This window comes from Cutibacterium nasicola, from assembly GCF_051303185.1.
Taxonomy (GTDB): domain Bacteria; phylum Actinomycetota; class Actinomycetes; order Propionibacteriales; family Propionibacteriaceae; genus Cutibacterium.
This window is the reverse complement of sequence record NZ_JBPPGE010000006.1, coordinates 158,126-172,162: the sequence shown is the minus strand read 5'-3', so window position 1 is coordinate 172,162 and position 14,037 is coordinate 158,126. Positions and strand designations below refer to the sequence as shown.

General features: G+C 62.2%; 11 protein-coding genes. 7 read left to right on the top strand and 4 right to left on the bottom strand.

What is annotated here, in order from left to right; translation table 11 throughout:
• Window positions 1-2: 2 nt before the first annotated feature.
• Genes ACSJJT_RS10835 through pknB form a run of 5 tightly spaced genes read left to right on the top strand, consistent with a single transcriptional unit; the run spans window position 3 to window position 6,741 of the window.
• A complete protein-coding gene (locus ACSJJT_RS10835) occupies window positions 3-491 on the top strand; it encodes an FHA domain-containing protein FhaB/FipA (protein ID WP_435918280.1) in 489 nt (162 codons plus the stop codon).
• 3 nt (window positions 492-494) lie between these two features.
• Window positions 495-1,967, top strand: a complete 1,473-nt coding sequence (locus ACSJJT_RS10830) for a protein phosphatase 2C domain-containing protein (RefSeq protein WP_435918279.1) — start codon at window positions 495-497, stop codon at window positions 1,965-1,967.
• Window positions 1,967-3,373, top strand: coding sequence for an FtsW/RodA/SpoVE family cell cycle protein (locus tag ACSJJT_RS10825; protein WP_435918278.1), 1,407 nt, complete (start codon window positions 1,967-1,969; stop codon window positions 3,371-3,373). The genes ACSJJT_RS10830 and ACSJJT_RS10825 overlap by 1 nt, the downstream gene beginning before the upstream one ends.
• Window positions 3,370-4,797, top strand: coding sequence for a peptidoglycan D,D-transpeptidase FtsI family protein (locus ACSJJT_RS10820; RefSeq protein WP_435918277.1), 1,428 nt, complete (start codon window positions 3,370-3,372; stop codon window positions 4,795-4,797). The genes ACSJJT_RS10825 and ACSJJT_RS10820 overlap by 4 nt, the downstream gene beginning before the upstream one ends.
• Before the next feature lie 57 nt (window positions 4,798-4,854).
• Complete coding sequence (gene pknB, locus ACSJJT_RS10815) at window positions 4,855-6,741, top strand: Stk1 family PASTA domain-containing Ser/Thr kinase (protein WP_435918276.1); 1,887 nt, start codon at window positions 4,855-4,857, stop codon at window positions 6,739-6,741.
• 1 nt (window position 6,742) lies between these two features.
• Here pknB and ACSJJT_RS10810 read toward each other — a convergent pair whose 3' ends face one another.
• Window positions 6,743-7,372 carry an anthranilate synthase component II gene (locus ACSJJT_RS10810; protein ID WP_435918275.1) on the bottom strand — a complete coding sequence of 210 codons (630 nt, stop codon included), beginning with the start codon at window positions 7,370-7,372 and terminating at the stop codon, window positions 6,743-6,745.
• A gap of 66 nt (window positions 7,373-7,438) precedes the next feature.
• Window positions 7,439-8,206 carry a DUF881 domain-containing protein gene (locus tag ACSJJT_RS10805; protein WP_435918318.1) on the bottom strand — a complete coding sequence of 256 codons (768 nt, stop codon included), beginning with the start codon at window positions 8,204-8,206 and terminating at the stop codon, window positions 7,439-7,441.
• Between the two features lie 181 nt (window positions 8,207-8,387).
• On the opposite strand from ACSJJT_RS10805, the gene ACSJJT_RS10800 reads away from it, so the two are divergent.
• Window positions 8,388-8,669 carry a cell division protein CrgA gene (locus tag ACSJJT_RS10800; RefSeq protein ID WP_435918274.1) on the top strand — a complete coding sequence of 94 codons (282 nt, stop codon included), beginning with the start codon at window positions 8,388-8,390 and terminating at the stop codon, window positions 8,667-8,669.
• 115 nt (window positions 8,670-8,784) lie between these two features.
• Here ACSJJT_RS10800 and lysS read toward each other — a convergent pair whose 3' ends face one another.
• On the bottom strand, window positions 8,785-10,317 hold the full coding sequence (gene lysS, locus ACSJJT_RS10795) for a lysine--tRNA ligase (RefSeq protein ID WP_435918273.1): 1,533 nt from the start codon (window positions 10,315-10,317) through the stop codon (window positions 8,785-8,787).
• Window positions 10,318-10,688: 371 nt separating this feature from the next.
• Here lysS and mptB point away from each other — a divergent pair, with 371 nt between their 5' ends.
• Window positions 10,689-12,197 (top strand): polyprenol phosphomannose-dependent alpha 1,6 mannosyltransferase MptB, encoded by a 1,509-nt coding sequence (mptB, locus tag ACSJJT_RS10790; protein WP_435918272.1) that lies wholly within the window; start codon window positions 10,689-10,691, stop codon window positions 12,195-12,197.
• 445 nt (window positions 12,198-12,642) lie between these two features.
• On the opposite strand, the gene ACSJJT_RS10785 is transcribed toward mptB, so the two are convergent.
• The gene (locus tag ACSJJT_RS10785; RefSeq protein ID WP_435918271.1) at window positions 12,643-13,935 is read right to left on the bottom strand and encodes an ABC transporter substrate-binding protein; all 1,293 of its coding nucleotides are present in this window, start codon (window positions 13,933-13,935) and stop codon (window positions 12,643-12,645) included.
• Window positions 13,936-14,037: the final 102 nt, after the last annotated feature.

Below are 14,037 nucleotides of genomic sequence, written 5' to 3'. Positions count from 1 at the left end.
TCGTGAGCGAATTCCTGGTCGCACTGTTGCGCATCGCATATCTGGCGGTGTTGTGGATCTTCATCCTGCTGGTCACCAACGTCATTCGTACCGACATCTATGGCCATCGAGTTCCTCGTAATGCCGAGGCAGCTGCCGTGGGTTCGGGACGACGCGGCAAGGCCCGCAAGGCTCGTCGGCGCGAGGTCTCCCCGGTACCGACGGGTCTGCAGGTCATCTCGGGAAGTCGGGCCGGCACTCATGTCCCGTTGGCCAACGCCGTCACCGTGGGACGCGGAAACGACTGCACCCTGCCCATTGACGACGACTACGCCTCCACTCGTCACGCCGAGTTCAGCCCCGGACTCGACGGTGCGTGGTTCGTCGAGGATCTGGCCTCGACAAATGGCACCCATGTCAACGGTGAGCGCATCGAGGATCCGACGCGCCTGTCGGTGGGGGACGAGGTGCGAATTGGCAGGACCGTCATGACCGTCACCGGCGGGTGGTGAGCCATGGCCTTCTCCCTCGATGTTCGATGCCACTCCGAAATTGGCCTGGTACGACGCAACAACCAGGACTCGGGGTACGTCTCCCCGAGAATGCTCGTCGTCGCCGACGGCATGGGTGGTGCCGCCGCAGGTGACCTCGCCTCCACCGTCGCCGTGCGTCACGTCGCTCGAGCTGACGAAAGGTTCTCCGGGAAGGACTCCCCGGGCCGCCCGCAGGGCGAGGAAATGCTCACCATTCTGGCTGGTGCAGTGGCTGACGCCAATGACGAACTGGCCGACCTCGTGGCGTGGGATTCCTCTCTGGAGGGCATGGGGACGACCTTCTGCGGAGCGATGTTCTCAGGCACCCAGCTCGGTGTGGTCCACATCGGTGACTCCCGCGGCTACCTACTGCGTCAGGGCCGCATGAAGCGGATGACACACGACCACTCGTGGGTGCAGTCCCTCATCGATGATGGTCGGATCACCCCCGAGGAGGCTGCGGTCCACCCGCATCGGTCCCTCCTTCTCAAGGTGCTCAATGGCCAGCCCCAGCACGTCCCGGACACCCAGATCGTGGATCTTCGGCTGGGAGACCGCATCCTCTTCTGCTCTGACGGACTGTGCGGTCTCGTTGACGACGAGAAAATCGCCGAGCACCTCGGCACCACCAGTCTCGACGATGTCGTCGACCTGCTGACGACGGATGCCCATGCCGCTGGCGGCACCGACAACATCACCGTCGTCGTTGCCGAGGTCGTTGAGGCTGATCCCACCCTGGACGCCTCCGAACCCCACATCATCGGGGCAGCGACAACCCGCAAGGTTCCCGAGCACGAGGTCACCGCTCCGCTCTCCGTCGAGAAACCGTCCTCCGCGACGAAGGACGACGGCGCGTCAACCGTGCTCTTCGACTCCGAGGCCGAGGAGTCCATGCGATATGCCCCCGTGGACTCCCGGACTCGCCACCATCGCTACTGGCTGTGGCCGGTTGTCATGCTCGCTCTCGCCGCTGTCGTGACCGGCGGGATCTTCGGCACTCGCGCCTACCTGAACACCCAGTACTACGTGGGCACCGACGGCAACGCGGTGGCGATCTACCAGGGATCGCCGGACTCCCTGGCGTGGATCCAGCTCTCCCACGTCGCCGAGACGACGGACATCAAGACCACTGATCTTCCCCGCTACTACCGCGATCGTGTCTCGGGCAACATCCGTGTCTCCTCAATGGAGTCCGCCCACGCCACGGTTGCCGAACTGCGTACCGGAGCTGAGCAATGCAGGGCTGTGCGTGACATGGCCGCGACCCCGCCCGCTGCCCCGACCAAACCCTCGACAGCACCGTCAACGAGCCCACGGCCTGCCAGTGGTTCTGGTACTCCTCGCCCGTCCACAGTGCCGACCCCTGCCGCCCCGTCGCCGACCTCCGAGATGCCCTCACCGAACGCCTCGGGGCATGAGGTGGACCTCCCCGCCGTCAGCTCGGGGGATTGCTGATGAGCATCGGACAGGAATTCGGTGACGGAACCGTCGTCGTCCAGAGCAAGAGGCGCTGGACGGAGCTGTTCATGCTCCTCATGGCCTGGGCCATCGGCTTCGCCGGCTGGGTGCTCACCGAGCTCAACATCAACCATGAGCTGCCCAAGACGTGGATGATGGTCGGCGGGTTCTGGCTGGGAATGGCTGTCATCACGCACGTCTTCGTGAGGATCGTCACTCCTTACGCCGACCCGGTGGTTCTGCCCATCGTCGTCACCCTCAATGGGCTCGGGCTCGCGATGATTCACCGCATCGACCTCATCCCCGACCCGCACTATCACCGGATGGAGACCCAGGCCCTGTGGACGGCCCTGGGCATCGTCCTCTTCGTGGCGACCCTGCTCATCCTGCGCGACCACCGCAAGTTGCAGAAGTACCCCTACGTGCTGTTCATCGTCGGACTGGGTTTTCTCATGCTGCCTCTGGTTCCCGGCCTGGGGATGGCCGTGCTGGGATCGCGGGTGTGGATCCACCTCGGCCCCTACAGCTTCCAGCCCGCCGAGGTCTCCAAGGTGGTGCTGGCCATCGCCTTCGCGGCCTACCTCATCGACAACCGCGACGTGCTCTCCCGTGCCGGCCACACGTTCCTGGGCATCACACTGCCCCGCGCCCGTGACCTCGGCCCGATCGCGGTGATGTGGGTGGCGACGATGCTCGTCATCGTCTACCAGAACGACCTGGGCACCGGAATGCTCTTCTACGGCATGTTCGTCGTGATGCTGTATATCACGACCGAGCGGGTCGGATGGGCGATCCTGGGAGCGATCAGCCTGGTCGGCGGCGCTGCACTGGCGTACGCCTTCTTCGGTCACGTGCGCATCCGCTTCGACTCCTGGCTGCACCCCTTCACTGACTACAGCCAGAATTACCAGATCATCCAGGCCCAATTCGGGTTGGCGTGGGGTGGTCTTGCCGGGCGTGGCTGGGGGCTTGGACGTCCCGGCATGGTGCCGCTGTCATGGAGCGACTTCATAGCCTCCTCGATCGGCGAGGAGCTCGGCGTCACCGGCCTCATGGCCGTCATCGTGATGTTCTTCATCCTCACTGCTCGCGGTATGCGCACGGCCCTCGGCTGCCGAGACGAGTTCGGCAAACTCATGGTCGCTGGACTGTCCTTCACCCTTGCCCTCCAGGTCTTCGCCATCATCGGTGGCGTCACCCGACTATTGCCACTTACTGGCCTGACGACGCCATTCATGAGCCAAGGCGGGTCGTCCCTGGTGGCCAACTGGGTCATCGTCGCACTCATCATGATCGTGTCGCACCGCAACCGAAGGCCGGCCGACGACTTCGTCGCCACCGTTCCCGTTGACCCTCAAGCCCAGACAGCCACCGCCGTCGTCTCGAATGGAGACACGCGATGAACAAGCAGATTCGCGGGGTCTCCCTGCTCGCCGGGCTGATGTTCCTCGCCCTCATGGTCAATCTCACCGGATCGGCCATCTTCCGGCAGGCCGGCCTCAACAATGATCCCCGCAACGTTCGCGTGCGAGACGCCGAGTTCTCCCAGAACCGTGGCGACATCCTCGTCGGTTCGATGCCCATCGCGACCACCACGTCCAGCGACGGCAAGTTCGCCTACCAGCGCGTCTATCCCTCCGGCCCGGAGTACGCCCCCATCACCGGGTACTACTCCTATTACTACGGACGTTCCATGCTGGAGCAGACCCAGAACGCCCAGCTGACCGGAACCTCTGATGCCCAGTGGCTTTCCCGAATCACAGGAACGTTGTCCGGTCACAAGCCTGAAGGCGGATCGATCACCACGACGATCGACGCCAAGGCCCAGGACGCCGCATGGAAGGGGCTCAAGGGCAAGAAGGGCGCCGTCGTTGCGCTCGACTACACCACCGGCGCGGTGCTGGCCATGGCGTCCTCCCCCTCCTATGACCCCAACGATCTGGCCTCCCATCGCCTCGACGACACCAGCCAGGCGTGGAAGGACCTCGTTGCCGACAAGTCGTCTCCGTTGTCCAACCGCGCCACCCGAGAGATCTACGCACCCGGGTCGATCTTCAAGCTCGTCACCGCCGCTGCCGCCTTGCAGAATGGTTACAGCGACACGTCGAAGATCGATGCCCCCGAGAAGTGGATCCTGCCCGGTTCCCGCACACCGTTGACGAATGACGAGTACTGCGGCGGCAAACAGATCACCATGACTCAGGCGTTGACGGTTTCCTGCAACACCGCCTTCGGAAAACTCGGCGTCACGCTGGGGCAGGACAAGATCCGTGACCAGGCCAAGGAGTTCGGATTCGGCGACACCGTCGACTCCGACATCTCGATGGTGGCCTCGAAGTTCCCCCAAGAGCTCAACGACGCCCAGCTCGCACAGAGCTCCATCGGGCAGTTCGACGTCGCCGCCTCCCCGTTGCAGATGGCCATGGTCACCGCCGGCATTGCCAACAGCGGAAAGCTCATGGCCCCCTATCTCACCGCGCAGGTTCGGGCATCGAATCTTCAGGTGGTTTCCGAACATCAACCTCGGCAGATGTCCCAACCGATGACGAAGGACTCGGCTGAACAGCTGAAGTCGATGATGGTCTCGGTGGTCAACAACGGCACCGGTAAGAGGGCACGCATCGACGGAGTCACCGTCGGCGGCAAGACCGGTACTGCGCAGACGATGAGGGGCAAGGCCCCCTACGCGTGGTTCGTGGGGTGGTCGGACAAGCCACACGTCGCAGTGGCGGTCTTCATCCAATCCTCGGACACCGCCATCGACGAGGTCTACGGAGGCCGACTCGCGGCGCCCATCGCCAGAGATGTCATCGAGGCGATGAGATGACAATCAGACAATCAACCAACACATTCCACCACGTCTCACCACGAAGGAGATCCCTCAATGGGCACTGAGAGTTGGCTCTCCGGGCGTTACGAACTGCAGAACCTCATCGGCCGTGGCGGCATGGCCGATGTCTGGAAGGCCCGCGACCACCGTCTCGGCCGCGACGTCGCCGTCAAGAGACTGCGCGCTGACCTCGCCAGCGACGACACCTTCCAGGCGAGGTTCCAGCGTGAGGCGCAGTCAGCAGCGCGCCTCAACCATCCGAACATCGTCGCCGTGTATGACACCGGTGAGACGAAGGATCCGACGACTGGCCTGCAGGTGCCCTACATCGTCATGGAGCTCATTGACGGTCACACCCTGCGCGACGTGCTGCGTGACGGCCGCAAGATCCTTCCCCGCCGTGCCCTGGAGTTCACCCAAGGTGTGCTCGATGCGCTGAGCTACTCCCACGCCGCCGGTATCGTCCACCGTGACATCAAGCCGGCCAACGTCATGCTCACCCGTGAGGGATACGTCAAGGTGATGGACTTCGGCATCGCCCGCGCAGTCGCCGACACCTCCGCCACCATGACCCAGACGGCCGCCGTCATCGGCACCGCCCAATACCTTTCCCCGGAGCAGGCTCGCGGCGAGACCGTGGACAACCGAGCCGACATCTATGCCACCGGCTGCCTGCTGTACGAGCTGTTGGTCGGACGCCCGCCGTTCATCGGCGACTCCCCCGTCTCGGTGGCCTACCAGCACGTTCGCGAGATCCCGGCCCCGCCGTCCTCGCTGGACTCCGAGATCACCTGTGAGATGGACGCCATCACCCTCAAGGCCTTGGCGAAGGACCCGACCGATCGCTACCAGACCGCCAAACAGATGCATGACGACATTGATCGTTTGCTGTCGGGACGCGAACCACTGGCAATGCAGACTCACGCGGATCCCGAGGCCGACACGCAGGAGCAGACCCACCTCATCCCGGCTGCCGCGGCGACTGCCGCCGCAACTCGTCCCGCTCCGGCTGCCGCTGCACAGCGAAATGGTGTCACTCCAGCTCGAGACGACGACCCCGAGGAGCCTGAAGAGCCCCAGCGCAAACGTTGGCGAATCGTCCTCGTGACGATCCTGGTCTTGGTGTTGGTCGCTCTGATCGGATTCGGGCTGTACAAAACGCTTGGCCCCTCCTCGGACCCCTCGCCGTCCCCGACGCCGTCGAGCACCGTCACGATGGTGGATGTCCCGGCGGTCACTGGTCTGAGCCAGCAGGGAGCTACCTCGACCCTGGAGAACGCCAGCCTCAAGGTCAAGGTCGAACACGTCCAGAAGGATGAGTCCACGGCCAACCAGGTCGTCTCCCAGAATCCTGCTGCCAACCAGAAGGTTCCCGAGGGCAGCGAGGTGACGATCACCGTCAATGACGGACCGAAGCAGCTGACCATCCCGCAGAACATCGTCGGAATGTCCAAGTCGGATGCCGTCAAAGCCCTCAAGGAGGCCGGATTCTCGGACAACCAGATCAAGGTCAACAACGATGACCCCAAAACTGAGCCGAATACCGCCAAGGCAGGCACGGTTGATTCCGTCAGCCCGAGTGCTGGAACGTCGCTGACCCCTGAACAGCAGGTGACCCTGACGATCGCGACCGGTAAGTCGATCGTCCCGAACCTCAAGGGTATGAGCGTCGAAGAGGCCAACGCCGCCGCCAGCTCGAGCGGATTCTCCATCTCCGTGGAGCGTCAGACGACGTCCTCGGCTGCTCCGAGAACGGTGTTCAGCCAGGACCCGGATTACGGGGCCGCTGCCAAGAGGTCGACTGCCATCAAGGTGCTCGTCGCCGTCGCACCGGAACCGACTCGCGAGGCCCCCACGAGCTCTGCCCCGAGCGAGGACCCGTCAACCTCGTCGATCGCTCCGGCACCGACATCGACGCCCAGCCCGTCATCTCACGGCTGAATCAGTGGTTCGTCGCACTCATCAGCGGGCTCATCTGGCTGGCGCGCGCGGGAGCTTCCGGATCCCCGCACTCCGCCAACCAGGTGGCGAGCATCTGGTGACCGTGCTGGGAGAGTACTGACTCGGGGTGGAACTGCACCCCTTCCACCGGCAGGCTGCGGTGACGCAGACCCATGACGACGCCGGTGTCCGTGCGTGCTGTCACCTCCAGCTCGGCCGGGATCTCGTCCACGGCCAGGGAGTGGTAACGGGTGACGACGAGCGGATCTGGCAGGCCAGCGAAAACCCCCTTGCCCTCGTGGTGTATCAGCGAGGTCTTGCCGTGCAGTTGCTCCTCGGCACGCCCGACGTGGCCTCCCCACGCAATGGCCATGGCCTGCATACCCAGACAGACCCCGAAGATCGGTCGATGGGCACCACGCAGGACGTCAACGCACACTCCGGCGTCCTCCGGATGCCCGGGGCCGGGTGAGAGCAGGATGCCGTCGAAGGGATCCCACCACTGCGCATCCTCGAAGAGAGGGTCATCGTTGCGAACCACGGTGGTTTCCGCCCCGATCTGTCCCAGGTAGGACACGAGATTCCACACGAAGGAGTCGTAGTTGTCGACGACGAGAACCCTGGCTGTCATGGGGTCATTGTGTCGCAGGCCGGAGTCGAGATGCCATCGTGTTCAGGTTGTGTCAGGCGGGTAGTCTCAACGCGGGGTGGCGTGGCCCATGGCGACGGTGCCAGCGTAGGCCGGCATCGTGACCGAACCGAGCCGCTCCACCGACCATCCGAGCTGGTAGGCGTTCACATATTCCTTGTAGATCCGCACCGCCTCGGATGTGTCAAGGGCTTGCTCCATGGCGCCGCGGTCCCCAATCGCCTCGATGACATAGGGCGGGGCGTAGGCAACCCCGTGCAGCACGACCGTGTTGCCGACGCATTTCACGGCAGTGGTCGAGATGACCCGCTGCCCCTGGATGGTCATGGCCTCGGTTCCACCGGCCCAGAGGGTGTTGACGACCATCTGGATGTCCTGCTGGTGGACAACGAGCATGTTGGCGTCGACCCCATCGGGATTCTCACTGAGGGGAGCGTCATCAAGGGTGACCCGCAGAGCTCTGCCGCTGACGGCTCCCAGACCTACCGACGGTGCCAACGCTGACGTCGAGGAGACAGCCGAAGAGGTGATGCCCGGGGCCTGGTCGGCCTTGGAGAGCTCGTCAACCTGAGCTCGCAAGCTGGCTGCCTCTTCCTGCAGGGCGGCATTGTGACTGGCCTGGTTACGGACGAGGGTGGCCATGTCGGTATCGCGTTCGGGGCGCAGGTCACGGCCACGCGAATTGACCGCGGCCGTCGTCATCATGAAACCCGCCACCGCCATGACGAGCACCGTGGCGAATCTGGCCAGGCGAGGATGGCGGGAATCCGATCGGATGTCCTGGATGAGGGGTCCGCCGACGGCGTCCTCCGCCATCTTCTCGGGCTCGGCGGCAGGAGCAGGGTCGGGATGCCCGGCGTCGTTGTCGTCGCTCATCGTCCCCTCCTCGCAGACCGACCTGTGTCGCCGGAATTGGCGATCGTCCTCTAGGCTAGTCACGTAAGACTTGTCCCATCACGCTCGGTGGGCGTGTCCTCGAAATTCAGGAGTTGTCACCGTGCCCGAATCCAAGGTCAGACCGCAAGCCAAGAAGAAGGCCCAGGCCAAGAACCGGGCCGAGGTCGAGGAGCGTCGGGCCGAGAAGAAGGCCGCGCCGGTTGACCGCTCCTGGGTGCCGAAGGTGTTCGTCCCCCTTTTCCTGCTCGGTGTGCTGTGGTTGATCGTCTACTACATCGCCGGCAACCAGATCCCCGGCATGAAGGATCTCGGCGACTGGAGCGTCCTCATCGGCATGTGCCTCATGGCTGCCGCTTTTGGCGTCGCCACCTTGTGGAAATGAGCTGACGCTAAACGGCGCAGGTGCTGGGCATCTGTGCCGTTTAGCATGTCCTGGAACACTTGCCCTTCTGATGCCACGAAGGCACGCGGGACCATTCCCGGCGGGCCTCACACCGTCAGTGCTCGGGCTTGAGCAGCGGGAAGAGGATCGTCTCGCGGATACCGGCATTGGTGAACAACATCACCAGACGGTCGACGCCGAGCCCAAGACCACCCATGGGCGGGCAGCCGAACTCCAGGGCCTCGAGGAAGTCCTCGTCAAGCTGCATGGCCTCCGGGTCGCCAGCAGCAGCTGCCAATGACTGCTTGGTGAGCACCTCACGCTGAATGACAGGGTCCACGAGTTCGGAGAATCCGGTGCCGCGCTCCATGCCGCCGATGATGAGGTCCCAGGCCTCGACCATGCGCGGGTCGTCACGGTGCGGGCGGGCCAGCGGCTGGGCGATGGCCGGGTAGTCGCAGACGAAGGTGGGGTTGATGAGCTCTGGCTCGACGAGTTCGCCGAAGAGCTCCATGACGACCTTTCCGGCCTCCCATGACGGATCGAGTTCGATCTCGTGCTCGACGGCGATGGCGTGTAATTCCTCCAACGGCGTGTCGAGGGTGACCTCGCGCCCCAGCTTCTCCGACAGCCCCGGGTAGACGCTCACCCAGCGCCATTCGCCGTCAAGGTCGACGGTCCCCTTGAGGGTCTCGATCTGGTGGATGTCGAGGGCGTCGGCCACCTCCATGATAATGTCCTTGATGACCTCGGCAATCGTGAACTGGTTGCCCCAACTCATGTAGGCCTCAAGCATGGAGAACTCGGCCGAGTGACTGGAGTCGATGCCCTCGTTGCGAAAGACGCGTCCTATCTCGTAGACGCGGTCGGTGCCGCCCACCATCGCGCGTTTGAGGTAGAGCTCAAGAGCGATGCGCAGGCTCATGTCGGTGTCAAAGGCATTGAGGTGGGTGTTGAACGGACGAGCCGTCGCACCACCGTGGACCAGCTGCAGGATCGGTGTCTCGATCTCCAGGAAGCCACGCTCGTCGAGGGCGTGGCGCACCGCGCGAGTAATAATGGCGCGGGTGCGCACCATCCGACGGGACTCGTCGCGCACGACCAGGTCCGCGTAACGACGACGTACCCGGGTCTCCTCCGAGAGTTCCTTGTGGAGGGTCGGCAGGGGACGCAGGGCCTTCGACGCCATCCGCCACTGCGAGGCCATGATGGACAGTTCGCCACGACGGGAGACGACGACGCGTCCACGCACCCAGACATGGTCGCCCAGGTCGACGTCGGACTTCCAGGCCGCCAGGGCTTCGTCGCCCACCTCAGCCTTGGAGAGCATCACCTGCAGACGCTCGCCGTTGGAGGTTTCGGTGAACCCGTCCTGCAGGCTGGCGAAGCAGAGCTTGCCGGTGTTGCGGACGAAGACGACGCGCCCGCCGATGGTGACCTCATCCGCCGTCTCCTCGCCCACAGCCAGGATCAACTCGCCCTTGTCATCGGTGTACTTCTGACGGATCTGGGCCAGGGTGTGGTCGCGCAGCAGATCGACCGGGTAGGCCTGACCTCCGTCGGCGATGATCCGGGCCCGCTTGTCAAGACGGACCTGCATCTGCTCGGAGACGTCAGGGGACTGGCTGGAAACGGTGTCAGAACTCACCGGGTAATCCTATCGAAAAGGAGGGGTAGGGACGATTCTGTCTATGCTGTCCACAGCACCCGCCTACTCCCGGGAAGGCCTGATGTTCTGTGTCCTCTACCGCAGCGACGGCGTCACACAATCGGACAACCATCGCAGTATCGCCCCGCCCACGACGATCCCACACAGGAACCCTCACGACCTGGCATTCTGGCGTGAGCCATGTCACCTACATCCCGGCGATACCATCGAGACATCTCAATTTTGAATGCATGAGCAACGGGCCTTTGACGTTGCCACCGCGATAGAATCGCGATTCAGACCTTGTCGTCGCCCCGAGACCAGACTCTTGATATTGCACAACTCAACCAACCTACCGAGGTTTAAACCCCATGCAACGAGCACATCAGACATCCACACATCCGAGGAACTGGTTTTCTGAAACAAACACGGCTCTCAGGAACAACCCTAGGATGAAAATTTCCGCTGCGTTATCAATATTGACAGTCATGTATATCGCAGCGCTTTCACCAAGCGGAAACCCCAAGATACCCGATGGACCAGGTGGGGCATGGAAACTCTTTCGTGTCTTCAATGGACACACAGGGATAGAACTCGCACACACATGTACCCTTTTTACGATAATTTGGTACATCACATGGATCCTGCTGAGACACACCAGCAAGTCAAGCCACCGGTGGTTGGTTGCCACATGGATTCTACTGCTCACCGTCTTTCCACCGATATGGGATGACACTTACAACTATGTCGAGCAGGGATGGGTAGTCCTTCATGGCGGAAATCCAACCACATTGCCAGCTGGCTCAATGCAAGGACCGTACACGGAATGGACCAATACATGGAAGGGAACCACTGTCGGATACCCTCCCTTGGCGCTGTACACCCAGGCGCTGGCCGTCGCCCTCTCCTTCAACCAGCCATGGCTGGCTCTGACGAACATGCGGATACTCGGGATTGTAGGATGGCTGTTCTTGGCATGGGCCACCCCACGCATTGCAGCGCGAACCAAGGCGTCACCTGAAGCCGCATTCTGGTTTGTCTGCGCCAATCCTTTTCTACTTGTATACGGAATCAATCATGGTCACAATGATTTATTGGCTCTAGGAATCTCGGCCGTCGGAATAGAATTGATCTATCAATACCGCGCTTCAAAACTCAAGGCCATCGCAGGATTCTTTGTTGTCATGTGTGGCGCGCTGATCAAACCTACAGCACTGATCGTGCTCGTCCTACCGGTCGCATCGTCGATTTATCGCAACCATGATCCGCGCGAGTTGGTCACTCAATTCCGTGCACTCATTTTTTCAGGAATTGCCTGCGCCGGTTCTGCCCTCTTGTGCATCGGGCTGTCTGCGATCTCCCCGCTAGGAGCGTATTGGATCAGACCCACGGGTGATCCCGCGCCGTATTCGTCGTCCCTCTATGCCATGACCGGAGCACTACTTCACGCATACGCCCCGACCACCGACTCCGCATGGAATATGGCAGGAAAGCCCCTGTGCGTTCTGGCACTGATAGCAATCATGATCACAGCTGTCTTCAAACGCATCCTGGACAGGCCAGAAGTCATTGTGATCATTACTCTCACAACCTTGGTCCTCGTCGGCCCGCCTGGGCGCCCCTGGTATCTGTTGCCGGTCATCATGGGCCTTGGCCTCATCGACTGGCCAACAAGGAAGAAGATTGCATTCCAATCAGTTTTTGTAATACCATTCACATTGTACTCTCCTATCCATTACAGCTATTTCGTCCTTAATTTCTACTCATGGATCACATCGGCCGCATGTATTTTTGTGACTATTGTCGCAGGTTGGTGGCGCAACACACCCGATAACAGTTACGGCTATCATCCGCGCCGCCCCGCGACCTCCTCCGAGTAATGGCAGTGAAGGTCAGCACGTGGCTTCATGCCCGATGTCGATGCGAATATCTCTCCTGAGCCATGTTAGGTTGACTTTGGCCAATACCCGCGTTCTCGCGCAGACAACTGTCACTCGCCTCATCCACATGCTTCGCGTGCATAATATGCGCACGGCAGATTCACCATCCACCAGTGATCGGAGGAGCAAAATGAAACTCAGAATTTATTATTACTGATGTCGAGTAATCCGTTGTGTCGATTCATATGTATCCCGGAGTCCACCCATATAAACTGGGCGAGCTGAAGTCAGAAATTACTCATCTGCCACGGCTCAGATATCAGGACCAGACCATGGTCAGCGAGGACATCAAGCCCACCCTCAAAACCTACCGCTGACCAACCCAACTCTCGGTCTCCTGGATGTCATCGTGCGGCTGCGTCACGGAATGCTGCTCTCGCGAGGGTTACCCCTCAGCCACCTTCAACCCGCCAGCGGCCAGGGCACTCCTTGCCGTCGAAGCCAACACAGGAAGCTTCCCGCTGACCTTCGTCCTCGTCCCCCACAACTTCGCATTGGGACGCCAGGCCACCGCGACCTCGTCCCACACCGGAGAGGTCGAGGAGTCATCGTCGATCCTGCGGCCCAGATCAGCGAGGTCACCGACGACGTCCTCGTTGCCCACCAAGGTCTCGAGGGACGCCGGCGTCGTCATCCCCTCGGCCTTGCCAGCCGGGACGAGACCGCGTCCCGTCAGCAATTCGGGCTGGTTGTCGAGGGCATCAGCGAAACTCAGTGCCTGCCGCGCAGTCCTGCATCCCTTGAGCACCACCCACGACGAGCCCTGATACGACGACACCCGGGAATCATGACCCTCGAGCGGAGGAATGGAGGCAACCTTCCAATGATGCTGCCCAGCCCCAACGGCGGTCTTGAGATGAGGAAGATCAGCGGGAGCACCAATGTGTCCCACGATCTTCCCGGATGAGAAATCACTGTGCACCGACTCCCACCCATGGGAGATGACGAGCTGCTGTGCGGCAACCATCCGCTGCAGCTCGTCGGTGAGCTTGCGCGCCCCGTCTGAATCGATGTCAACCCTCCACGTCGTGTCATTCACCGGGACGAACCATGGCGATCCCGCTGTGTCGGACATCGCAGCCAGCCACTCGGTCTCCTCAACTGGCAAATCCGACACCGCCTTTCCCGTGGACGCCAGAGTCGTGGCTGCGACGTGGAGCTCCTCCCAGGTCTTGGGCGGAGCCACATGGGCCTCCGACCAAGCGTCGGAATCGTAGAAGAGGACCAGCGGCGAGGTGTCCAGCGGCAGCCCGTACGTCCTCCCCTGGTAGGTGACCCGCGACATCGGGCCGCGTTCGTACTTGTCGCGATACTGCTCGGCGTACTGAGTGACATCTTCCAGCACCCCGTCATGGGCCAGTCTCGCCACCGACCTGCTCGGCACCTGGGCCATACAAGGCGCTTTGTCCTCCTCGACCGACGTCTCCAGAGCGGTGAGGTACTTGTCGGTCGTCGAGAAGATCGCATGCAGGTTGAGTGTCACACCGGGATGGCGACGCTGATACTCGTCACCAGCGCTCTCCAGGCTCGGCAGGTCAGGCGCCATGGACATCCGGTGCCACACCTCGACCGAATCGTCAGGACTGGGCTTGGCCAATGGAGTCAACGTCTGTGCGCACCCAACTGTGCCGACGAGAAGCAACCCTGCCACCAGGAGGGCCAGCGTGCGTCTCATCATCACCCCTCACATCACAGCAGATTCGGTGGCTCACAGCCTACCGACCGGTCGACTCGTCCGACGGGACAACACTGCCCATCTCCTCTAGGGTGTCGATCGTGC